This is a genomic window from Acetobacter thailandicus, from assembly GCF_011516655.1.
Classification (GTDB): domain Bacteria; phylum Pseudomonadota; class Alphaproteobacteria; order Acetobacterales; family Acetobacteraceae; genus Acetobacter; species Acetobacter thailandicus.
The window spans coordinates 290,021-313,936 of the sequence record NZ_WOSV01000001.1; the positions used below are offsets into that span (position 1 = coordinate 290,021).

At 52.2% G+C, this 23,916-nt stretch carries 19 protein-coding genes; 9 read left to right on the plus strand and 10 right to left on the minus strand.

What is annotated here, in order from left to right:
* The first annotated feature begins 181 nt into the window (after window positions 1–181).
* The 4 genes from GOB58_RS01355 to GOB58_RS01370 are packed head-to-tail and all read left to right on the plus strand — an operon-like array spanning window position 182 to window position 5,267.
* A complete protein-coding gene (locus tag GOB58_RS01355) occupies window positions 182–1,096 on the plus strand; it encodes a ferredoxin--NADP reductase (RefSeq protein ID WP_369824724.1) in 915 nt (304 codons plus the stop codon).
* 49 nt (window positions 1,097–1,145) lie between these two features.
* Window positions 1,146–2,543, plus strand: a complete 1,398-nt coding sequence (gorA, locus tag GOB58_RS01360; protein WP_173559119.1) for a glutathione-disulfide reductase — start codon at window positions 1,146–1,148, stop codon at window positions 2,541–2,543.
* 42 nt (window positions 2,544–2,585) lie between these two features.
* Window positions 2,586–3,935: a dihydroorotase gene (locus GOB58_RS01365; protein ID WP_173559120.1), complete on the plus strand. Its 1,350-nt coding sequence runs from the start codon at window positions 2,586–2,588 to the stop codon at window positions 3,933–3,935.
* Window positions 3,936–3,947: 12 nt separating this feature from the next.
* Window positions 3,948–5,267 (plus strand): Hsp70 family protein, encoded by a 1,320-nt coding sequence (locus GOB58_RS01370; protein WP_173559121.1) that lies wholly within the window; start codon window positions 3,948–3,950, stop codon window positions 5,265–5,267.
* Here GOB58_RS01370 and GOB58_RS01375 read toward each other — a convergent pair.
* From GOB58_RS01375 to GOB58_RS01385, 3 genes are read right to left on the minus strand one after another with little or no spacing between them, the layout of a single operon-like run.
* Window positions 5,245–5,709 (minus strand): hypothetical protein, encoded by a 465-nt coding sequence (locus GOB58_RS01375; protein WP_173559122.1) that lies wholly within the window; start codon window positions 5,707–5,709, stop codon window positions 5,245–5,247. The two genes, GOB58_RS01370 and GOB58_RS01375, sit on opposite strands and share 23 nt — an antisense overlap.
* Before the next feature lie 12 nt (window positions 5,710–5,721).
* Entirely contained in the window at window positions 5,722–6,855 is a 1,134-nt protein-coding gene (locus GOB58_RS01380; protein ID WP_173559123.1) for a DegT/DnrJ/EryC1/StrS family aminotransferase, read from the minus strand.
* A gap of 2 nt (window positions 6,856–6,857) precedes the next feature.
* Window positions 6,858–8,870: a polysaccharide biosynthesis protein gene (locus tag GOB58_RS01385; RefSeq protein ID WP_173559124.1), complete on the minus strand. Its 2,013-nt coding sequence runs from the start codon at window positions 8,868–8,870 to the stop codon at window positions 6,858–6,860.
* 65 nt (window positions 8,871–8,935) lie between these two features.
* On the opposite strand from GOB58_RS01385, the gene GOB58_RS01390 reads away from it, so the two are divergent.
* Window positions 8,936–9,961 (plus strand): MraY family glycosyltransferase, encoded by a 1,026-nt coding sequence (locus GOB58_RS01390; protein ID WP_173559125.1) that lies wholly within the window; start codon window positions 8,936–8,938, stop codon window positions 9,959–9,961.
* A 171-nt stretch (window positions 9,962–10,132) separates the two neighbouring features.
* Here GOB58_RS01390 and GOB58_RS01395 read toward each other — a convergent pair whose 3' ends face one another.
* Entirely contained in the window at window positions 10,133–10,552 is a 420-nt protein-coding gene (locus tag GOB58_RS01395; protein ID WP_086553500.1) for a MarR family transcriptional regulator, read from the minus strand.
* Window positions 10,553–10,713: 161 nt separating this feature from the next.
* Complete coding sequence (locus GOB58_RS01400; protein WP_173559126.1) at window positions 10,714–12,162, minus strand: leucyl aminopeptidase family protein; 1,449 nt, start codon at window positions 12,160–12,162, stop codon at window positions 10,714–10,716.
* A 139-nt stretch (window positions 12,163–12,301) separates the two neighbouring features.
* Here GOB58_RS01400 and GOB58_RS01405 point away from each other — a divergent pair, with 139 nt between their 5' ends.
* Together GOB58_RS01405 and fdxA are read left to right on the plus strand one after the other, a co-directional pair.
* On the plus strand, window positions 12,302–14,839 hold the full coding sequence (locus GOB58_RS01405; RefSeq protein WP_173559260.1) for a helicase-related protein: 2,538 nt from the start codon (window positions 12,302–12,304) through the stop codon (window positions 14,837–14,839).
* A 173-nt stretch (window positions 14,840–15,012) separates the two neighbouring features.
* Window positions 15,013–15,345: a ferredoxin FdxA gene (fdxA, locus tag GOB58_RS01410; RefSeq protein ID WP_086553502.1), complete on the plus strand. Its 333-nt coding sequence runs from the start codon at window positions 15,013–15,015 to the stop codon at window positions 15,343–15,345.
* Between the two features lie 175 nt (window positions 15,346–15,520).
* Here fdxA and cyoD read toward each other — a convergent pair whose 3' ends face one another.
* The 5 genes from cyoD to GOB58_RS01435 form a co-directional block, all read right to left on the minus strand.
* Window positions 15,521–15,853, minus strand: coding sequence for a cytochrome o ubiquinol oxidase subunit IV (gene cyoD / locus GOB58_RS01415; RefSeq protein ID WP_086553503.1), 333 nt, complete (start codon window positions 15,851–15,853; stop codon window positions 15,521–15,523).
* Window positions 15,853–16,458 (minus strand): cytochrome o ubiquinol oxidase subunit III, encoded by a 606-nt coding sequence (gene cyoC, locus GOB58_RS01420; RefSeq protein WP_086553504.1) that lies wholly within the window; start codon window positions 16,456–16,458, stop codon window positions 15,853–15,855. The genes cyoD and cyoC overlap by 1 nt, the downstream gene beginning before the upstream one ends.
* Window positions 16,458–18,455: a cytochrome o ubiquinol oxidase subunit I gene (gene cyoB / locus GOB58_RS01425; protein ID WP_086553505.1), complete on the minus strand. Its 1,998-nt coding sequence runs from the start codon at window positions 18,453–18,455 to the stop codon at window positions 16,458–16,460. Before cyoB ends, cyoC begins: the two co-directional genes overlap by 1 nt.
* Complete coding sequence (gene cyoA, locus GOB58_RS01430) at window positions 18,455–19,384, minus strand: ubiquinol oxidase subunit II (RefSeq protein WP_086553506.1); 930 nt, start codon at window positions 19,382–19,384, stop codon at window positions 18,455–18,457. The genes cyoB and cyoA overlap by 1 nt, the downstream gene beginning before the upstream one ends.
* Window positions 19,385–19,965: 581 nt before the next feature.
* The gene (locus tag GOB58_RS01435; protein WP_086553508.1) at window positions 19,966–20,742 is read right to left on the minus strand and encodes a Bax inhibitor-1/YccA family protein; all 777 of its coding nucleotides are present in this window, start codon (window positions 20,740–20,742) and stop codon (window positions 19,966–19,968) included.
* 209 nt (window positions 20,743–20,951) lie between these two features.
* On the opposite strand from GOB58_RS01435, the gene GOB58_RS01440 reads away from it, so the two are divergent.
* Window positions 20,952–21,497 (plus strand): 2'-5' RNA ligase family protein, encoded by a 546-nt coding sequence (locus GOB58_RS01440; RefSeq protein WP_086635592.1) that lies wholly within the window; start codon window positions 20,952–20,954, stop codon window positions 21,495–21,497.
* A gap of 182 nt (window positions 21,498–21,679) precedes the next feature.
* Window positions 21,680–23,908 (plus strand): PQQ-dependent dehydrogenase, methanol/ethanol family, encoded by a 2,229-nt coding sequence (locus GOB58_RS01445; RefSeq protein WP_173559127.1) that lies wholly within the window; start codon window positions 21,680–21,682, stop codon window positions 23,906–23,908.
* The last annotated feature ends 8 nt before the right edge of the window (window positions 23,909–23,916 follow it).

Here is a 23,916-nt window from a genome sequence, read left to right on the forward strand (position 1 = left end):
CGGAGAAATTACACTTTAGGACTGGCAGAAACCCGCCTCTGCCCTTAAAAACGCCGCCAGCACCGGAAAAATACGCCCCCGGATTAAAGCTCCTGTGTCATTCGGGCGTAACTGGCCAGAACGCACAGACCAGGTAACCGGGCTTTTTCTTTGATCTGTATAAACGGAGTATAAAGCGGCCATGTCTGTCACCTCATCAGAAACACTGAGCGGACCTTCTTTTGATGCCCTGCCGAAATTCTCTGCCTCTGAAGTGCCTGATGGCGTGCTGCCCGTCGAAGGCCACGAAGGCATGTGGCACCTTGCACCACCGACCAAAGAATATGCGCATCTCTACCCTGCAAAAGTTCTGACCGTTCATCACTGGACAGAGCGACTGTTCAGCTTCACCACGACACGTGACCCGGGCCTGCGTTTTGAAAATGGTCAGTTCGCCATGATCGGGATGGAACTCAACGGCAAGCCACTGCTGCGTGCTTACTCTCTGGCTTCTCCTAACTATGAAGACGAACTTGAGTTCCTCTCCATCGCGGTTGAAGATGGTCCTCTGACATCACGCCTGCGTCACGTTAAAGTGGGCGATACTGTTCTGGTTGGCCGCAAACCAACAGGCACGCTTATTCTTGATAACCTGCGCCCTGGCCGCAACCTATATTTCCTTTCAACCGGCACGGGCCTCGCTCCTTTCATGAGCCTGATCAAGGACCCTGCCTGCTATGAAAAATTTGACCGCGTTATTCTGACCCACACCGTGCGCGTGTCAGGCGAGCTGGCCTATGCCAACCACATTCGCCACGAGCTGCCACAGCATGAGTTCCTCGGGGAAGATATCGCCGCCAAACTGCTCTACTACCCGGCTGTAACCCGTGAAGATTTTGCCGTGACCGACCGTATCACCACACTGATCGAAAACGGGCAGATCTTCCGTGATCTCAACATTCCTGAGCTCGACCCGGAGCATGACCGCGTCATGATCTGCGGGTCACCGGAAATGCTGGCTGACACCGAGGCCCTGCTTGAGGCACGCGGCTTTGACGAAGGCAACATGTCTAACCCTGGTTCTTACGTGGTTGAAAAAGCGTTCGCAGAACGCTGATAAGCTGTTTTTACCCTGCTACATCTCTGCTGCATAAGGAGCTCACACCATGCCCCACGATTTTGACCTTCTTGTTATTGGTGCCGGATCAGGCGGTGTGCGGTGTGCTCGCATAGCAGCGGGGCATGGTGCCCGTGTGGCGGTTGTTGAAAGCCGCCACTGGGGTGGCACATGCGTTAACCTGGGCTGTGTGCCCAAAAAGCTCATGGTGCAGGCCAGCGAATATGGGGCGCTCGTTGACGACAGCGCAGGCTTTGGGTGGTCAAACACCCGGGGCACACACGACTGGAGCAAACTGATTGCCGCTAAAGACAAAGAGATTACACGTCTGAACGGTATCTATATCTCTATGCTCGAAAAGGCTGGCATTACCCTGTTTACGGGTCATGCCCAGTTTGAAGATGCACATACTGTGCGCATCATGCCTTCGGCCCTGGCCCCTGACGCTAAGGCGCAGACTGTGAGCGCAAAAAAAATTATCATTGCAACAGGCTCAGAACCTGTCAGAGCCGACATTCCCGGTGCTGAGCTGGCCATTACCTCTGACGAGGCTTTCTACCTGAAAGAAAGACCCGAATCCGTCGTTATCATCGGTGGCGGTTATATTGGCCTCGAATTTGCCGGCATTTTTGCGGGCCTGGAGTCACGGGTTGACCTGGTCTACCGTCAGCCTGAACCGCTGCGCGGATTTGATCAGGATATGCGAACGGCGGTGAAAGAGGCGGTTAACGCAAAGGGGATTCAGCAACACCCCTCCGCCTCGCCACAGGAAATCATACGAACCGGCACCGGATACGCCGTAACCCTGGATAATGGCACAACACTCAATGCAGACTGCGTGATGTTTGCCACCGGCCGACGCCCTAAAGCTGGTAATCTGGGGCTGGAGAAAGCCGGCGTTAAAACAGAAAAAAGCGGTCGTATTATTGTCGATGATACGCAGGAGACCTCTCAGCCTGGTATTTATGCCATTGGCGATGTGACTGACCGCATTAACCTTACACCCGTTGCCATTGCTGAGGGGCACAATCTGGCTGACAGGCTGTTTGGCAAAGACCCGGCCCGTACATGGTCAATCGACACCACCCCTAAGGCTGTGTTCTTCACCCCTCCTCTGGCTTCTGTCGGACTGAGTGAGGAAGAAGCCGCACGCAATGGTGCAGTTGATATTTATCTCTCGCGTTTTACCCCCATGCGCCACACGCTGAGCGGACGCAGAGAACAGAAAACCGTTATGAAACTGGTGGTTGATCAGGCCAGCCAGAAGGTGGTCGGCGTGCATATGCTGGGCGATGATGCTGCTGAAATTATGCAGGGCTTTGCCGTTGCTGTAACTGCAGGCCTGAAAAAGATCGATTTTGACCGCACGGTTGGCATCCACCCGACCTCGGCAGAAGAGCTGGTAACCATGCGCACCCGCACGCGTGAAACACCACACACACCCTGAGTTATTCTGCCCACCCTTTTTCTTTTTTTCAGGAGCAGCAGCATGCCTCTCTCTCATAGTCATTCTGACGACACCTATGATCTGGTGCTCAAAGGTGGCAGCGTTGTGCTGCCCGATGCCACAGTTATCACCGACATCTATGTCAAAAATGGCCGTATCGCCCGTATTGGTGGCCAGGGCAAAGCTGCCCGTGTGCAGGACTGCACAGGTCTGACCGTTTTACCCGGTGTCATTGATACCCAGGTACATTTTCGTGAGCCCGGTGCGACCGAGAATGAAGACCTCGAATCTGGCAGCCGTGCTGCTGTGCTCGGCGGAGTTACCGGCGTTTTTGAAATGCCCAACACAAAACCCACCACCTCAACCCCTGAAGCCATTGCTGACAAACTCAGCCGCGCGCGTGAACGGATGTGGTGTGAGCATGCTTTTTATGTCGGGGCTACGACAGATAATGCTGATCTGTGTGGTGAGCTTGAAAAATTACCCGGCACAGCAGGCATTAAAATCTTCATGGGGTCATCAACCGGCAACCTGCTGGTGTCAGATGACAGCATTCTTGAGCGGATCATGCGTTCTGGCTCACGTCGCATTGCTATTCATGCTGAAGATGAGGAACGCCTGAAAGAACGACTCGATATTCGTGTCTCAGGTGATCCGTCCTCTCATCCTGTCTGGCGTGATGATGAAACCGCATTACGCGCCACAACCCGTGCTCTGCGTCTGGCGCGTAAGACAGGCCGCAGAGTGCATATTCTGCATGTTACCACCCCGCAGGAGCTGGAACTGATTTCGCAACATCGCGACATTGCCAGCTGTGAGCTTACCCCTCAGCATCTGACACTGGCGGGTGAAGAAGCCTATGCACGCCTGGGCACCTATGCCCAGATGAACCCGCCGATTCGCTCAGGCGCACATCGCGATGGCCTGTGGCACTGGGTCAGCCAGGGGCTGCCTGACATTATGGGGTCTGACCATGCGCCACACTCCATTGAAGCAAAGAGCAAAGAATACCCCGCCACCCCTTCAGGCATGCCTGGTGTGCAGACCTTCCTGCCGCTTATGCTTAACCATGTTGCACAGGGTCGCCTCACACTGCGCCGCCTGGTCGACATGACATCAGCGGGGCCACAGCGCCTGTTTGGCCTTGTACGCAAAGGGCGGATTGCTGTTGGCTATGATGCTGACTTCACTGTTGTTGACCTCAAGGCCACCTGGACAATTGAAGACAAATGGCTTGCCTCAAAATGCGGCTGGTCACCTTTTACCGGCATGAGCATTACCGGCCGGCCAACCGGCACCATCATTCGGGGGCATCAGGTCATGTGGGAAGGCACTCTGGCCGACAAAGCCACTGGTCAGCCCTTTATCTTTGATGCGACTGACCGCAACTAACCCAGCCTGACTATGACTGACATATCAACAATGACTTCTCCTCTCAGCCTTGGGATCGACTTTGGTACAACAAACAGTGTTGTCGTGCTCTCACACCCTGATGGCGCGACCGAAACACTCCGTTTTACCTTCCCTGATCGTGATACACCTTCAGACACCTGCCGCACGCTACTCTGTTTCTGGCAGGAGGAAGAAGGTTCACGCATCATTCAGCACGAAGCCATAGGCGAAGCCGCTATTGATGCCTGGCTGGAAGACCCGGCTGAAACCCGTATGATTATGTCAGTCAAGTCATACCTCGCGCAAAAATCATTCCGCGAAACACAGGTTTTCAGCAAGCGCCTGACACTTGAAACCCTGATTGCCCGTTTCCTTGCCAGCCTGATGAGAGCTGTAAAGCTCGACCCGGCTCAGGTGAGTGTAACTGTCGGACGGCCCGTAACCTTTGCCGGTGACATGCCTGATGATGCTCTGGGCGAGAAACGTCTGCGCGACAGTTTTAAAGCTGCCGGCTTTTCGCATGTCTCCCTGGCCTGGGAGCCAGAAGCCGCAGGCTGGCGCTTTGCCCAGCGCCTCACACAACCCGCCACTATTCTGGTTGGCGACTTTGGCGGCGGCACCAGTGACTTCTCAGTGCTGCATTTTGACCCCGACCGCCCGGATCGTACCCGCCCCCTGGGCCATTCAGGCACAGGTATTGCCGGGGATCAGTTTGATAACCGCATTATCAGCAATGTCGTTGCCCCTCTGCTGGGGCGTGACTGTACCTATCGGGTGATGGGAGGGGAACCTCTGCCTGTACCCATCGAGTGGTATAATGCCCTTGGCCACTGGCACCGTCTGGCCCTGATGCGCACCCCCCGCACCATGCGTGACATGGAAGATGTCTGCCGCACTGTGTCAGAGCCAGATAAGCTACAGGCGTTTATTGACCTGGTTGAAGACCAGCAGGGACAATCGCTCTACCGCGCCGTAAGTGCCGTTAAAACAGCCCTGTCGCATGCAGACAGTGCCGAACTGGTGTTCAGGCATGGTAAGCTTAACATCAGACACACCGTCACACGCTCTGATTTTGAACACTGGATTACCCCAGACCTGGAACGATTTAATGCCACAATAGAACGCGCACTCAACAATGCCGGGCTAAATGCAGCAGAAATCGACAGGGTCTTTCTGACGGGTGGCACCTCTTTCGTGCCAGCGGTTCGTCAGCTATTTATTGACCGCTTTGGGGCAGACCGTGTCGATACCGGTGGTGAATTCGTATCTGTGGCTGAGGGACTGGCCCTTATCAACCGACAGAACCGCGTTATGGAAAATCAGTGCGCCTGAACAGGTGCTGATCAACCAGCATGCGCAGCGGAGCAAACTGTTTTTTTGAAAAATGTTCGCTTCGCACGTGCTGACCATCAGGGCTTTCGACAAACACTGTGTCATTCCAGTCTGCGGCGCTAATTCCGGTCCATAATGTCAGGTCCAGAACCTCTTTGCCCTTATCGTCAAAAAGGGTGACGCGTGAATCACCTGATGAGGGAGGCGTCGTGCTTAGCGGCCCCCACCCCCCCTTATGCTGCGTAAACCATGTATTCAGCATGCTCACCTCTGCATCTGTCAGCATACGTTTATGGCGCATAGGGCCAACTTCTATGCTGCCACTGGCCACCTGTGGAAAAATCACAGGTTTCAGATCAGGTAACGCATATGTCCAGATCAGGATGGGGGTTCCGATCACCAGCACAAAAAAGCCAAGCAGAGCGGCAGCTTTTTTTGACATCTCTTCTCTTTCTTATCCACGCACAGCGGCAATAACCCGGGCGACTTCAGCGTCTGTCAGGTCAGGGTGAACAGGCAGGGCGAGAATACGCGTTGCCAGGTCATCTGACACAGGCAGGGCCTCCCCGTCATGGTGGTCCTGATAAGCAGGCTGACGATGCAGTGGCAGAGGGTAGTAAATAGCAGACGGTACCCCTTTCGCACTCAGGCGGGCCTGCATGGCCTCACGCTCGGCCTGATTTTTCAGCAACACAGCATAAACAGCCCAGGCGCTTGCACTATCTGCCACACGCACCGGCACCTGCACATGCTCTTTCAGCCCTGTATCATAAGCTCGTGCAACATGCTCACGACGGGCAAGGTCTTCTTTGAAAAAATCCAGTTTCGCCAGCAGAACTGCCGCCTGAATCGTATCAAGCCGGCCATTCATACCTGTACGCATCACCTGATAACGTGTTTTACCCTCACCATGTGTGCGCAGCGAGCGATAAAGCTCAGCACGCTCAGGGTCATCTGTCAGAATGGCACCGCCATCCCCATAACCACCGAGTGGTTTAGAAGGGAAGAAAGACAGAGTGGTTGCAACAGCCTCTCGTCCCAGAGGGCGGCCATTAAGTGCGGCACCGAATGCCTGCGCACAGTCGGAAAGAAGAAAGAGACCTTCCTCCTCAGCAATGGAACGTAACTCAGCCCAGGGAGCAGGCTGACCAAACAGGTCAACACCCACAATAGCACGGGGTGTCAGCCTGCCTGCCTGCCGCACAGCTTTGATACGGGCCCGCAAATGCACCGGGTCGATCTGAAAGGTATCGGGGTCAACATCGACAAACACAGGCGTTGCCCCGAGCACCAGAGGAACTTCAGCCGTTGCCGTGTAAGTAAAGGCCGGGAGGAACACCGCATCACCCCGCCCGATATTTTCAGCCATCATCACAATCTGCAACGCATCTGTGCCTGAAGAGACACCGACACACTCAGCCGCGCCGCACCATTCTGCCAGGCGCTGTTCTAGCTCTGCCACTTCAGGCCCCATCACGAAGCGACAATGCTCAAAAACAGCGTCAACCCGCTGCTTTAAGACAGGACCAAGCCGCTTCTGCTGTGCTGCCAGATCAAGAAACGCTACTGGTTTTTCTGCTGCGCTCATTCTTATACCACCTGTTCTGTGTGATCAGACTGTGAAGGATACAACTCCGGAATTTTATCATTTTCTGCGCCCTGGGCAGAATGAACCTGACCATCAGGATTATGCCTGAATTCAGGAACCAGCAATGTCAGCACACGCAGGGCTGCCTGTACGTCACCCTGACGTGCCAGAGATGTGATCTGATCGACCGCGCGGGAAACCTCAGCCAGATCAACTACACGCGGGGTTGCCATAAGCAGGCCGGGGTTATCAGTTGGCACCGGAGCCTCGCGCCCGTGAAAAAGTTCTTCATATAATTTTTCGCCTGGACGCAGACCCGTAAATTTTATGGCAATATCATCATCAGGGCGCAGTCCGGCCAGACGAATCATCTGCCGGGCCAGATCAACAATTTTGACCGGCTCACCCATATCAAGCACAAAAATACCACCATCACGCAGCAGAGCATCTGTGTCTGAGCTGCCGCGCTGACTGCGCACGCCTCTGACACTGGCCTGAAGCACCAGTCCTACCGCCTCAGGCACTGTCATAAAATAACGACACATATTGGGGTGCGTTACGGTCAGCGGGCCACCACGCTCAAGCTGGCGACGAAACAGAGGCACAACAGAGCCTGTCGACCCCAGAACATTGCCAAAACGTACGGTGACACATCGCATCATAGAACGGTCGGTCACAGCCCTGGCCTGAATATCAAGTGCCTGGCAGTACATTTCAGCCGCACGCTTTGCTGCCCCCATCAGGCTGGAAGGGTTAACTGCCTTATCAGTAGAAATAACCACCATGGCCTGTGCACCGTGGCGGGCAGCACTATCGGCAACAACGCGGGTACCATGCACATTGGTCAGCAAACCCTCAGCCGGGTTAGCCTCAACAATAGGCACATGCTTCAGTGCTGCGGCATGAAACACCAGAGCAGGCTGGTGCTGTGCCATAACGCGCTCCATCCGCTCTTCATCACGCACATCGGCAACAACAATGCTGCGCGGCACATGCGGCGCGAGCTCAACAAGCTCAACCTCAATCTGCCAGAGCTCAAACTCACCGTGATCGAGCAAGACCAGATGCTTCGGCTCAAGGCAGGCAATCTGCCGCACCAGTTCAGACCCAATACTGCCCCCTGCCCCTGTGACCAGGACCGTCTGTCCTGTAATCAGCTGCTCCATCCCTTCACGATCAAGCGGGATCTGCGGGCGGTTAAGCAAATCTTCCAGCGGAATGGGGCGAAGTTCCACCCGCTCAGCCGGTGTAAGGGCAGTCAGAGCCGGAATACGCATCACAGCGATATTATATGCAGCCGCTGTGTTAAGCAGGTGAGATAAACCTGCCCCCCTGAACAAAGGCTCAGTCACCACCAGGGTCTCTGGCAGGTTACCGACCCGGGCCAGACGCTCAAGAATGGTCTGTACCTCATCCACATGACCGAGAATCGGAATATTATGTAAACGTCTGCCCGCCTGGTTCGTGCCCAGGGCGATCAGACCAGCCACTTTCACCCCTTCTTCAGGGTTACGCTCCATGGCCCGCAAAAAAAGATCGGCTCCGGCATCGACGCCAACCAGCACAACACAGCGCTGTGCAGCCCGAAACTGCCGCAGCCTGTGCGCCAGGCGGTAGGCGACGCGCAGCCCACCCAGAAGAACAAGCAAAACCAGAGCATAAATAATCGGGAAAGTGAAACTGGGCAGAGGGTAATGCATGACATACAGCCCCAGCGAAAATAACGCTGAGCTGGCCACCGATGCCCCGGCAATACCCATCAGGTCTGACACGCCGGAAAAACGCCAGTACTGCTGTGGCATACGAAATGGCAGGCCACTGACCACCAGAGTAACAGCCCCGCCAGCCAGAAACCACAAAGGGTGCAGCAGACCATCCTGCGGAGCCGCAAGCCAGCGGGCTATAGGCGCAGCAAGGGCGGCCAGCATTCCATCAAGCAAAATGTTGACCAGAATTCTGTTAAGTGGTCGTAATCGGAGATTACGATGCAAAGGCTCTGAACATTGCGGTACCATCACTCTGATCCTATAGCCTAGCAGCACCCATCCTAGAAGCGGTACAACCCTGCGATTTAAGCCCCATGTTACTATCTGATCCCACTCTGGCTGTTTTCTGTCTTTTTTGCGCTGCTTTTTTTGCAGCTGGTCTTGTACGCGTCATGATTAACCTGGCCGTTCTTGATCATCCAGGCGACCGAAGCTCTCACGAAACCCCTACTCCCAAGGGTGGCGGCGTAGGGGTTATGGCCTCTTTTTTCCTCTTTTTTCCGTTAGTGCAGGATATTACAGGACATAGCGTGCTCCGCACAGATGTCTTTCTGACGGCGCTGGCAACTCTTTTCCTGGCCGCTATCTCGTGGTTTGATGATATGTATCAGTGGCCGGCCTTCATTAAGCTGGCAGCACAATGTATCGCTTCCGCTCTGGTCATTGCCGGCGGGACGGCCGTGGCATGGCCTGGTCACATATCAGGCATCATCCTCTCCGTCATATGGCTGCTGTTTATTACCAACGCCGTCAATTTTATGGATGGTCTGAATGGGCTGATTTCAGGCTCGCTGATTGCTGGTAATTTTTTTGTTGCTGCCGTTGCAACTTATTACGGCTTTCCTGATCTGATGTGGTCTGCCCTGATGATGGCAGCGTGCCTGCTGGGCTTTTTGCCTTTTAACTACCCTAAAGCCAAAATTTTTCTCGGTGACATTGGCAGCCAGAGCTGTGGCCTGCTGGCGGGCACATCAGCCCTTTATATGACACGTCATACTCCGCTGCCTTCAGGCTGGCTTCTGGGGCCATCACTACTGTTTCCACTTATTTTTGATGTAACTTTTACTCTGCTTCGTCGCACACTGGCCAGGCAGTCTTTAATGCAGGCCCATCGCGGTCACCTTTATCAGGTGCTGCACCGCAGCGGTATGAATGCGGCGCTAATTACTGTGTGCGAATGCCTTTTTGTTGTGTGGGGCGGTGTTGTTGCTGTTTATGTCGCACACCAGCCACCAGTCAGCGGTGTATGCATAGCCCTGCCCCTGTTGCTGCTGCCACAAATGGGCTGGCTGGCTCTGGCTGTTATACGCACAAAAAAACACCCTGTAGGAAGGTGGTAAGAAACATTTATACTTTTTTACAGGGCACCAGACAGAGCTGTAAAAAACCTTAACGGAATGTATCGCCAGGGCAACACCAGCCGCCACAGGCTAAAACCATAAAAAAACAGCGCCTGCCAGATGGCGAAGCGCTGTCTCTTTCTGCGGGTTGACCGCAATACTCTTCAGATATCAGGCTGCTGCAACGCGCAGGCGGCGACGCACAGGCTGCACCTTCCTGCTCACGTCCTGAGCAACGCTTTCAATGCTTTTGCCAGCTGTTACATCCATAATCGCACAAATCTCTTTAAGATATGCTGCACCTTTAGGTGTGCGCTGCACCAGCACAGAACGACGATCAAGCGGATCAACCTTACGACGTGCCAGGTCAAACTCACCCAGACGGTCAAGAGCACGGGTAATCGCAGGTTTTGATACGTTCAGACTTGAAGCCAGACCACGCACCGTATGTCCGCTCTCATCAAGATAACAGGTCAGAAACACACCCAGCTGACGTGCTGACAGATCAGGGCCTTCACCCTTTACCAGCGCAACCACGGTGTCACGCAGCATTTTAACCAGATCCTGAGCCTGATTCTTATTATTAGCCATGGCCGTTTATCCTTCCTGTTTTAATGCCGATGAGAGTTTTGCAGCAGGCCATCGGCTCCCTGTGACCGGTTCCGGTCGTTATGTCACGATCTTATATAGGAATCGAAACGAATTATAAAAGGACATCAATGCATAACAGGTCTGTAATTTTCACATTTTTTTTATGATTCCGTTTTTTTTGTAATATTCAGAAGGACATCGCACGCGGCAAAAACTGCTCTGATCGCAGGAGAATCGCCACCTTCAGGCCTGCCAGGCCGGGCGCTGTCATTCCAGGCATATGTATCGATATGCACCCATTTCTGGTCTGGTGTCACAAAACGTTCAAGAAACAACGCGGCTGTAACAGCCCCGGCATGCGGTTTATAGGTAATGTTACTCAGGTCAGCGACTGAGCTGTTTATCCAGCCGGCATACCCCTGCCACAATGGCAAACGCCACAGCGGGTCAGCCTGCTGCTGCCCGGCCTCAAGCAAAGCCTGCGCTGCTTTATCGCTGTTCGTAAACAGAGCTGGCAGGTCTGGTCCCAGAGCAACACGGGCTGCACCGGTCAGCGTGGCCATATTCAGCAAAAGGTCAGGCTGATGCTCTCCAGCTTCCGTCAGCAGATCAGCCAGGACGAGTCGTCCCTCAGCGTCGGTATTGCCAATTTCTACCGTCAGGCCTGCACGGCTTTTCACCACATCAAGCGGACGCATAGCCCGGCCTGAAACACTGTTTTCAACACACCCCAGACGCACTTCAAGGCGTATGGGCAGATCCTGCGTCATAATAAGGCGGGCGAGCGCAAGTACTGACGCAGCTCCCCCCATATCCTTCTTCATGCGCAACATGCCTGAAGAGGGTTTCAGGTCATACCCGCCCGAATCAAAGCAAACCCCTTTGCCCACGAGGGATAGTAAAGGCGATTTTTTAGAGGCACCACTTCCCTGCCAGCGTGCAACAGCAACGCGGGGGCGTCGCTCTGACCCCTCACCCACATGTGCAACGAGCGGATAATTTTTACGAAGCTCTTTACCTTTAATAACGTCAACCTCTGCCCCCAGTGAGGTCAGAACGTCATACGCTGCCTGAGCCAGCTGCTTTGGCCCTAACAGGTTAGCCGGCATGTTAATAAGGTCACGGGCCAGCCAGACAGAGCGCGCCGTCTCAACAGCCTGCCCTTTATTTTCTTCTTTCGTAACAATAAGCCGGGTTTTCTGTCCGGGTTTATCCTTTGCTTTAAGAGCATAGCGGTAGGCTCCGAGACAGAAGCCAAGAAGAACATCATCACGCTCAATATCGTCCGGCATTTTTGCCTGCCAGTCACCTGATGGCAGGTCACGTGCCAGCTGGCCGAACTGATAAGGATGCCGCTGCCCCGCAGGCTCAAGCCCTATAAAACAGACAGGCACACCGTTTTTGCCCTGTACATTCAGGAACTGACCAGGCTTGCCGGAAAAATCGCATGCGTGCGCAAAAGCAATACCTTCCTTGCTCAGTACTTCACTGAGAACTGCATCTTCACCGGCGCGTACGCCATAGACAAACCGTTCCTCTGATGCAGAGTCTGCTGTCACGACAAGGCATTCGGCAGCCCGAACATGCAGCTTTTGTTTTTTCTCTGCCATAAAAATGCGCTCCTCTGTGCGTTCTGATACAGAGCCGGATGCAGCAAGCCTTGCTTTTCTTCTCCGGCCGGATGACCATGGAAGCACAATGAATACCCAACGTCACCTGTCTGTTCGCCCCCGCCCGGCCCAGCCAGAAATGCAGGCCCCTGTCAGAGCGATTCTTGGCCCCACCAACACGGGCAAAACGCATCTGGCACTAGAGCGCATGCTGGCACACCCCTCTGGCATTATGGGCTTTCCACTCCGTCTGCTCGCGCGTGAAAATTACGAGCGCATGGTTAAGCTTAAAGGTGTGAGCCATGTCGCCCTGATTACAGGGGAGGAGAAGATTATTCCGCCCGGCGCACGCTGGTTCTCCTGCACGACTGAAGCCATGCCACTCGACAGGCCTGTCAGTTTTATTGCGATTGATGAAATTCAGCTCTGCGCTGACCCTGAGCGTGGGCATATTTTCACTGACAGGTTACTAAACGCCCGTGGACAGGAGGAAACGCTCTTTCTTGGGGCTGAGACCATTGCGCCTCTGCTACGCAGCCTTGTACGCCACATTGAGATTGAAACGCGGCCACGCCTGTCAAACCTGAACTGCACCGGCTTTACCCGCCTCAGCCGCCTGCCACCACGTACGGCAATTGTCGCCTTCTCGGCGGGAGATGTGTACGCCATAGCCGAGATGATCCGCCGCCGCCGGGGCGGATGTGCCATTGTTATGGGGCAGCTCTCACCCCGTACACGCAATGCACAGGTCGCCCTGTATCAAAATCGCGAAGTTGATTATCTGGTTGCGACAGATGCCATAGGCATGGGCCTGAACATGGATATTCACCATGTCGCCTTTGCAGGGTTATCAAAATTTGACGGCTCAGGCCGCCGCTTTCTGAGTGCACCTGAAATTGCACAGATTGCCGGCCGTGCCGGCCGTGGCACTCTTGATGGCACCTTTGGCACCACAGGCGATTGTCCGCCTTTGTCAGAAAACATAACAGAAGCTGTTGAAACGCATCAGTTTGAGCCGCTGCATCATCTTTACTGGCGCAACAGTTCGCTCGATTACAGCTCTCCTGACGCCCTGCACGCCAGCCTGTGCCGCAAAACACCGGCAGCAGGGTTGTGGAGCGCACCCCCCGCCTCTGACCTGCTCACACTCATCGCCCTGATGCGTGATACGACTATACAAAATTTATGCCAGGCTCCCGGGCACGTACAACTGCTGTGGGATGTTTGCCAGATTCCTGATTTTCGTAAACTGGGCGAAGACAGTCATATTCGCCAGTGTGCACAGATTTTTGTCACACTGCGCCGTAAAGGCCGTCTGCCCTCTGACTGGCTGGAAACACGCCTGGTTAACCTTGAACGCACCGAAGGCGACATTGAAGACCTGATGCACCGCCTGATGGGAATTCGTTTATGGGCCTACGTTGCCAACCATATCGACTGGGTTGAAAAGCCCGAACACTGGCGCGCCCGCACCCGCACTGTTGAAGACGCACTCTCTGACCTGTTGCACGAACGCCTGGCCGCACGCTTTGTCGATAAACGGGCCACGAGCCTGGCACGCAGGCTTGAAGAGGCCGACAGTGCCCCTCTGCTTTCAGCTATTACCAGAACAGGCGAAGTCAGCGTTGAAGGCCACCCTCTTGGCAGGATGCACGGCTTCCACTTTGTACCGGATGCTGACGTTTCTGCTCCCGACCAGAAACTGCTGCTGCGTGCCGCACGCCGCGCAGTAAGAAGCGAAATACCTCGCCGGGTCGCACAGTTTCTCCAGACTGAAGATGAAACCCTGACTTTTGACCTCTCTACCGGTGCCTTATTGTGGCAGGGTGATCATATCGCCTCTCTTCAGGCCGGAGAGACACTGTTCAGACCTGGTGTCTGTGTCACTGGCTCTGATTTTTTAGAAACAGCACACCGCGAACGAATTCGCGTACGCCTGAATGAGTTTGTAACAAAGCGCATTATCACAATACTGAACCCGCTCTTTCGGGCTGTTAAAGCTGTTGCTGATGTGCCTGTTCTGCGCGGCATAATGCATGAGCTGCTTGAACAGGGGGGCATTATGCCTCTGCCTGCCGCTGAGTATCTGACGCATAAAAATGCCGCCACTCTCAAAAAATACGGGATCATATCAGGGAGCAGTACACTCTACAGCACAGCGGCCATGCGCCCTCAGGCCATGCACTTACGTGCCCTGCTACTCGCTGTTCAGACAAACCAGCAGCTACCTCCGCTGCCACATGCTGGTGCTGTTTCGTTTAAACATAGCGCACTGCCCTCTGAGACCAGCGCTGCAACGCTCTTATTACTCAGCAAAATCGGGTGGGTCAGAAGCGGACCATTATGGATCCGACTCGATATTGCTGAAGAAACCCGTAAAAGACTGCACACGCTGACCAGAAGCGGTGCCAAACCTATACCGGCTGATATTGCCAGCCGGCTCGGCAGTTCCCGGTCCGCTCTTCCCTCAGTCTTAAAAGGGTTGTCTTTGCGCCTTAAGATGCCTGAAATACTCTCTGAAAATCAGATTGGCCCTCAGGCTCCTGTTCTTTTGTACTCTCAAAAACCAGCAGCCGCGAAGCGCTTCCCCTCACCGCGCAAACGCAAAAGAGTGCAGAACATACCACCTGCATCAGGCCCGTTTGCGGCCCTTGCCGTACTGCAATCACGCTCATAAGGCTATCAGCACCTGACAGGAAAAAAAGAATACATTTTGTAAACCGCTTGCCATGAACGACAAACCGCATCATATCATGCGCCATACTTTGTGGTGCGACTGCCTGTAGTCGTGCCTTGTTTGCCCCCCGGCCAGATATCACGTCAGGCCCCCAGATAATTTCGGAGAAAGCAATGACCTACGTGGTCACTGAAAACTGCATCCGCTGCAAATTCATGGACTGTGTAGAAGTCTGCCCTGTTGACTGCTTCTATGCTGGCGAAAACTTCCTGGTTATTAACCCCGACGAGTGCATTGACTGCGGCGTGTGCGAACCGGAATGCCCGGCTGAGGCTATCTTCCCTGACAGTGACGATCGCGCAACTGCATGGGCAGAGCTGAACGCTTCTTACGCAGAAAAATGGCCCAACATTACCCGTAAGGGCACACCACCTGCTGATGCAGAAGAATGGAAAGACAAGCCCGGTAAGACCGATATGCTTTCTCCCGAGCCACATAAAGCCTGAGGGTTACCGCTTTTATCCTGCGGTTCGGAATGCGCTCTTCCTGTTTCAGGCGAGCGCATTTTTTTTGGGCATATGATTACATGAGCCTGAAGCCGGGCATAAAAAAACCCCGGGGCATTACCCCCGGGGTTTTTTTATTGTTCAGGCCGGCATCATACCAGCCTGAAACTATGTCTTATCGGGACATCATCTGCACAGCAGCATTATTCATAACGAACAATGTACCGATGATTACGATGCTGACAAAGCCAATCGTAAACACGAAGCAGATATTATTCCAGCGATGCTCTGAATGACCACCCATATGCAGGAAGTAGTGCAGATGCACCACAACCTGGATGATAGCCAGAAGAGACAGCGTCAGGATTGTCGCTGAAGGAGACAGGCTGTGCGTTACAACGATAGCAAACGACAGGACTGTCAGGATAACGGCGAGAACAAACCCGATAATGTATGAAGATACACTACCGTGGCTCTCACCGGAGGAGGTTGTGTTATGTTCACTCATCAGATCATGCTCGCCAGATATACGTAGGTGAAAACACAGATCCAGACGATGTCCAGAAAGTGCCAGAACAGGCTCAGGCAGGTGAGCTTGCTCATCATACGTTCCGGGATCGTCTTCGTGCCTGCAAGCTGAACCATAAGGGTCAGAATCCAGAGCAGACCAAAGCTCACGTGCAGACCGTGTGTTGATACCAGCGTAAAGAACGCTGACAGGAACGCACTGCGGTCAGGACCTGCGCCTTCGTGAATCAGACCAATAAACTCTTTCACTTCGAGGCCAACAAAGCCCAGCCCCAGCAGGAACGTAATGCCCAGCCAGACAATAACCTTGTTAATCTCATTTTTATGGGCAGCAATCATGCCAAACCCATAAGTGATAGAGGAAATCAGCAGTAATGCTGTCTCGAGGGCAAGGCCCCCGATTTCGAAAAGCTGGTGGCCATTAGGGCCACCGTTAAACTGGTTACGCAGAACTGCAAAGGTCGCAAAAAGCGTACCAAAGATAATGCAGTCCGTCATGAGGTAGACCCAGAACCCGAACACTACCGGAGACTCGTGGTGGTGCTCGTCGTGGCCTGCGGTCTGAATAGTTGTATCGTGTGCCATTATTCAGCTGCCTGTGCCATCAGTTGACGGGAATACTCTTGCTCAGTGCGGGCAACTTCTTCAGCCGGAATATAGTAGTCGATGTCTTTATCAGCACTACGAATAATAACCGTAGCGATGATGCCAACAAGACCAATAACAGCAAGCCACCAGATATACCAGATCGCAGCAAAACCCAGAACAAAAGCAAATATACCAGCTGACAAACCAGCAGCAGTATTTCTGGGCATGTGAATAGGTGCATACTGCACACCTTCACCAGCACCACGTGTATTAATGCCGTGCTCTTTATCATGCATGTATGCATCAAGCTCATGCACGTGAGGAACGATAGCAAAGTTATATACAGGAGGAGGAGAAGAAGTAGACCACTCCAGAGTGCGACCATTCCACAGATCACCGGTAAGATCACGGTTTTCAGGAAGGTTGCGATCACGGATAGAAACGTAGAGCTGTGTCAGCTGACAGACAATGCCAAGCAGAACCAGAACCGCACCGAACATAGCAACCAGAATCCATGGGTACCAGTTAGGATTGTCATAATGGTTCAGACGACGGGTCATGCCCATGAAGCCAACGACATAGAGTGGTGTGAAAGCAAAGAAGAAACCAAAGAACCAGAACCAGAAGGCAGCAATGCCCCATGATTCATTGAGCTTGAAGCCCATAACTTTGGGGAACCAGAAGTTCATGCCACAGATGTAACCGAAGTAAACACCACCGATAATCACGTTATGGAAGTGAGCAATCAGGAACAGAGAGTTGTGGAGAACAAAGTCAGCGCCAGGAATAGCCAGCATAACGCCGGTCATACCACCAATGGTGAAAACCACCATGAAGCCAACAGCCCAGTACATGCAGGCGTGGAACTGAACGCGCCCTTTGTACATGGTGAACATCCAGTTAAACAGCTTCACACCCGTCGGGATGGAGATAACCATTGTGGCAATACCAAAGAAGGCATTGACATCAGGACCTGCACCCATGGTGAAGAAGTGGTGAACCCAGACGAGGAAAGACAGAATCATGATCGAGCAGGTTGCATAGACCATGGTGGCATAGCCAAACAGAGGCTTGCCTGAAAACGCAGGAACAACTTCTGAGAACACGCCAAAAGCTGGCAGAATCAGAATGTAAACTTCAGGATGCCCCCATGCCCAGATCAGGTTGAGGTAAAGCATCTGATTACCGCCACCGTCATTGGTGAAGAAGTGCATACCCAGATAACGGTCAAGACCCAGAAGTGCCAGAGCAACTGTCAGGACAGGGAACGAAACCATGATCAGAATAGAAGAACAAAAAGCAGTCCAGGTGAAAACAGGCAGTCTCATCCAGCTCATGCCAGGAGCACGCATTTTCACGATGGTCACAAAGAAGTTCACACCGGTCAGCAGCGTACCGACACCAGCTATCTGCAATGCCAGAATATAGTAATCGACACCGACACCAGGACTAAACTGCTTTTCTGACAGAGGCGGATAAGCCAGCCAGCCACACTGTGAGAACTCACCGATAAACAGAGAAACGTTTACCAGAATGAACCCGACAGCTGTCATCCAGAAGCTAAGGTTGTTCAGGAACGGGAATGCAACGTCACGTGCACCAATCTGCAGAGGCACGATGAAGTTAAACAGACCTGTCATGAACGCCATAGCCAGGAAGAAGATCATAATCGTGCCATGAGCACTAAAGATCTGGTCATAGTGTTCAGGCGGCAGATAACCAGGGCTGCCGTTAAATGCCAGAGCCTGCTGGCTACGCATCATAATCGCGTCAGCAAAACCACGGAAAAGAGCAACCAGAGCCAGAACGATATACATTACCGCCAGGCGCTTATGATCGACAGAGGTAAACCACTCTTTCCAGAGGTAACCCCATTTACCAAAATATGTAATCAGCCCCAGGACAGCAAGGCCGACAACGGCAACGCCCGCAAATGTACCGACAAGAATCGGTACATGAATGGGGATAGCCGATAGAGATAATTTCCCTAACATTAATCCTGTTCCTTCATATTCATGCCGGACATTGCAGACTCCATACGACCGTCAGGAGCAACTTTTTTATGCATGACCATACCGTTGTTATATTTACCGACAATTGAGTCGAACATGTCAGGCTCAACGTGAGCATAAAATGCATAAGGATTCTTTACGCTCGGCTTCAGAAGCTGTTCGTAAGTCTCTTTATTCAGCTGATCGGAGGAAGCTTTAACTTTCTCTACCCAGTCTCTGTACTCTTCAGCATTCATAGCAAGAGCTACGAACTTCATGTCAGAGAAACCTTCGCCGCTAAAGTTAGCTGAAAGGCCCTGATACTGACCTGGCTCGCTGGCCATCAGATGAAGCTGCGTCTGCATTCCGGCCATGGCATAAATCATTGAGCCAAGACGTGGAATAAAGAAAGAGTTCATAACGGAATCAGAAGTGATAACGAAATGGACTGGTGTATTAACCGGCATAGCAAGCTGGTTAACTGTCGCAATACCCTCTTCCGGATAAATAAACAGCCACTTCCAGTCGAGAGCGACCACCTCAACCTCAACAGGCTTTGTCGTCGCCTGAGCTTCTAACGGCCTGTAAGGGTCGAGAGAATGACAGGTCTTATAGGTAATCGTGGCAAGAAAGATGATGATGAGAACCGGGATACCCCAGATCACAACTTCAATCTTGTTCGAGTGACACCACTTAGGCAGATATTCTGCACTGGTGTTTGACTGGCGATAATGCCAGGCAAACAGCACCGACAACAGGATAGTCGGGACAACCACAATCAGCATTGCAATTGATGAGGTCACAATAAGAGATTTAATTTCCTCACCAACCGGCCCTTTCGGGTCGAAAACACCTGCATCACACCCGGCAAGCAGCAACGCTGACGATAAGCCACCCAATCGTGCCATCCTCGCCAGTAACTTGTTTTTCATCGCACGCCTCTTGGTTCTGACATAAAATTAACCTCAACTTCAAGCACTTCGCGTAGCCATACAGACTACAGCAACACGAAGAGCACGCTCATGCTCTTCTGCCAGACAATGACGTGGCATAACAGAAGAATGAAAACGCTTTGGGCCTTAGTCTATTCCTAAAGCAGAGATTCTCAATGTCTGAAAAAGTCCATCTGCCCTGCATTTTCTCAGGGGCATCAGGCCTTAAAGCCTTCTTTGCGGTAATATTGCACAGATTTCTGACGGTAACAGTTTGTTGTTTTTAAAGAGCTGACATACTTCACTAATTGTTACGAAATATTTCAAATTCATAAAAAGTGATGAATTAACCATTGAAAAACAGTTAATTAAATAAAAAAAATCATCACATGGATTAAAAATTACAAACATACATAAAATATACAACTACCCCTGATTTTACCTCATAAAAGCATACTCTTTTGGTACTGATTACTATTTTCCTGCAATTGTTTTTTCATAAAAAAACCCGACATTTCTGCCGGGTTTTTACGTTCGAGATGCATAAAAAATTATTACAATATAAAAACAATATAAAAAACTTAACTATCAGAATTACGCACACCCATAAAATTTAACAAAAACTGAAATAGGTTAATGAAGTTCAGATACAGAGCAAGGGCGTCATAAACGCTGCGTTTCGCTGTAATCTCAGGAGCCTCATACATTGCATACTGAGAGTATGTAACGCGAATCCGCTGCGCATCATAAGCTGTAAAAGCCGTAAATATGAACACACCAATCACGCTATAAATAAAATAGACAGCCGGGCTTTTCAGAAAAATATTTACAAAACCAGCAATAATCAGACCAAACAGCCCCATCATCAGAAAAGAGCCAAATTTCATCATATTTGCTTTTGTTGTGTATCCCCACAAAGAGGTCGCAGCAAACATGCAGGACGTCACCAGGAAAACCCGCATAACAGACGTACCGGTATAAAGAACCAAAATACTCGAAAGGCTGGCACCCATCGTTGCGCAAAGCAGCCAGAACAATGTCTGAGCAGCCTGTAACGACAGCCTGTTAATGCCAAAAGACATAACAAGTACAAATGCCAGAGGCGCCATCATAACTACAATGCCCAGCATAGTCGGGCTTTCCACCAGCCCGCCGGCACGTGGCACAGCATGGAAAAGCAGATGCCGCAAACTGCCAGAGGCAACCACATAAGCCACTATAGCAGTAAGCAGCAAACCTGACGCCATCCAGTTATAAACGCGCAGCATGTAAGCCCGCAGGCCGGCATCAAGGCTCGCTCCCTGTGCACCCCACCCCGAGGTGGTGGCTGATGATCGGAAGTCGTGACCAAACGACATGTTTTACTTCTCCTTAAATGATGAAGAGACCAGCTTTTGTTGTCATCTCGTAGTCATTATGCACTATACGATAAAAAGAAGGATTTGTATTGTATTGTGTGCGACCTCTGCCCTGTTTTCGTGCTGCTCTTGAGCGTGACAGCGTCAGGGACAATCAGCTGCTGGCTTTTTTCCTGCCTGAAACATAAGGTTATAAAGACGAGGATTCAATGTATCTTACCCTCGGAATTACACTCCCTGAAAGTATTCGGGCTCCTCTGGCTGAACTCCAGCACTCTTTCTGGACAGAATACTGGGAACCGGTTTCCTTTTTAATGCTGCCACTCTGCATTATCGGCACGTTACCCTCACGCCAGGCAGCGGCCGAACTTGATCACGCGCTCAGCACATTACCCATCACGCCGGATATGCCACTTGAGCCTGAACATTTTGATGTTTTTTCACGTAATGAAACTATTTCACTCGAAGTCAGAGTCCGCTCAGCACAACTCAGACATTTGAGTCTGAAAACAGACACTCTTTTAAAGCGAATCGGTATTAAACCTGTCCGTCCGGCAACCCCTCTGACAATCCCGTTCTGCAAAGTTTCGCAGGTTGCCCCTGAAGATATCAGCGCCTGGATGCAGCTTCACCACGCTTTTCGCCTTCCGGCCACAACAGTAAGTACACTCACACTTTTTAGCTCATGGAAGACAGAACAAACTGTGCACTACACAGAAGAAGAAAGCTACCCTACGCAACTGCATGCCTCATAACCATCCGTTATGTCATGATAGTGAGTTGAAAAGATGGTAATTAACCGTAATAAGAACCGCAAATTCCTGCTCGGTTTCCGTCAGGAAAAAGAGTAGACCATATCGGAACAGTAACGGATAAAACCAGCTGATCCGCTAACATTTTGTTTTTTCCTCACCACCAGCCCGAGGACACGAACGGTATGACCCGATACGCCCCCCTTAAGAGATATTCTCTGCAAGGGTTGCTCGCAGCAGGAACAATTTTTGCTGCATCTATGTCTCTGACACCTCTTTCTGCCCAGGCCGCACCTGTAGCCGACACGGGGCAGGCTATCATCCATGCGGATGATCATCCTGAAAACTGGCTAAGTTACGGTCGCACCTACAGCGAGCAGCGCTATAGCCCCCTGGATCAGATTAACCGCTCAAACGCGGATAAACTGAAACTGGCATGGTATTTTGACCTTGATACCAACCGTGGTCAGGAAGGCACCCCGCTGGTTGTCGATGGCGTCATGTATGCCACAACCAACTGGTCTAAGATGAAGGCACTGGATGCAGCAACCGGTAAACTTCTGTGGGAATATGACCCCAAGGTACCAGGAAACATTGCTGACCGCGGCTGCTGCGATACTGTAAACCGTGGCCCTGGATACTGGAACGGAAAAGTATTTTTTGGAACTTTTGACGGCCGTCTGATCTCTCTCGATGCTAAAACAGGCAAAAAAGTCTGGGAAGTCAACACAATCCCGCAGGATGCCGCTCTGGGCAAACAGCGTTCTTATACTGTTGACGGTGCCGTTCGTATTGCCAAAGGTCTGGTTCTTATCGGCAACGGCGGGGCAGAATTTGGTGCCCGCGGCTTTGTTTCTGCCTTTGATGCAGAAACCGGCAAGCTGAAATGGCGTTTTTATACCGTACCAAACAATAAAAATCAGCCCGACCATGCCGCATCTGACGATGCGCTGATGAACATTGCCTATAAAACATGGAGCCCGACAGGTGCCTGGACACGCCAGGGCGGCGGCGGCACTGTGTGGGACTCGATCGTATATGACCCGGTCACAGATCTGGTGTACCTGGCCATCGGCAACGGCTCTCCATGGAACTACAAATACCGCTCAGACGGTATTGGCGATAACCTCTTCCTGGGCAGCATCGTTGCTATCAGACCTGAGACAGGCGAATATGTCTGGCACTTCCAGGAAACCCCGATGGACCAGTGGGATTATACCTCAGTTCAGCAGGTTATGACCCTGGATATGCCCATCAATGGCGAAATGCGCCATGTGATCGTGCATGCACCTAAAAATGGCTTCTTCTACATTATCGATGCCAAAACCGGTGAATTCATCTCCGGCAAAAACTATGTCTATGAGAACTGGGCTCAGGGTCTTGACCCTAAAACGGGTCGTCCGATCTTCAACCCCGACGCTCTCTGGACCCTGACCGGCAAAGAATGGTACGGCATCCCTGGTGACCTGGGCGGCCATAACTTCGCGGCCATGGCTTACAGCCCGAAGACAAATCTGGTCTATATCCCGGCACAGCAGGTTCCGTTCGTTTATAAAAACCAGGTTGGTGGCTTTAAGCCTCATAAAGATTCCTGGAACCTCGGGCTGGACATGGCCAAAATTGGCCTGCCTGACACACCCGAAGCCCGCACGGCATTCATGAAAGACCTCAAAGGCTGGATTATTGCCTGGGACCCGCAGAAACAGAAACCCGCCTGGACTGTTGACCATAAAGGGCCATGGAACGGTGGTATTCTGGCAACCGGTGGTAACCTCCTCTTCCAGGGTCTCGCTAATGGTGAGTTCCATGCCTATGACGCAACCAATGGCACAGACCTGTTCCATTTTGACGCACAGAGCGGCATCATCGCACCACCAATTACCTATAGCGTAAACGGCAAACAGTACGTTGCGGTAGAAGTGGGCTGGGGCGGTATTTATCCGTTCTTTATGGGCGGCATGGCCCGTACCTCTGGCTGGACAGTTAACCACTCACGTGTTGTCGCTTTCGCACTTGAAGGTAACGCTGCTCTGCCACCACAGAACGACAGGGGCTTCCTGCCGGTTAAACCTCCTGCACAGTATGATACCAAAGTGACAGAGCAGGGTTACTTCCTGTTCCAGACCTACTGTGCTGCCTGCCATGGTGACAACGCTGAAGCCGGTGGTGTGCTGCCTGATCTGCGCTGGTCCGGGTCTATCCGCCACCAGGATGCCTTCTATAATGTTGTAGGACGTGGTGCACTGACCGCCTACGGTATGGATCGCTTCGATGCGAACATGAAGCCTGACCAGATTGACGATATTCGTCAGTACATTATCAAACGCGCCAATGAGACCTATCAGCGCGAAGTTGATGCCCGTAAAAACCAGCAGAACATCCCTGCTAATCCGACTCTTGGTGTCACGCCATGAGATGCGAC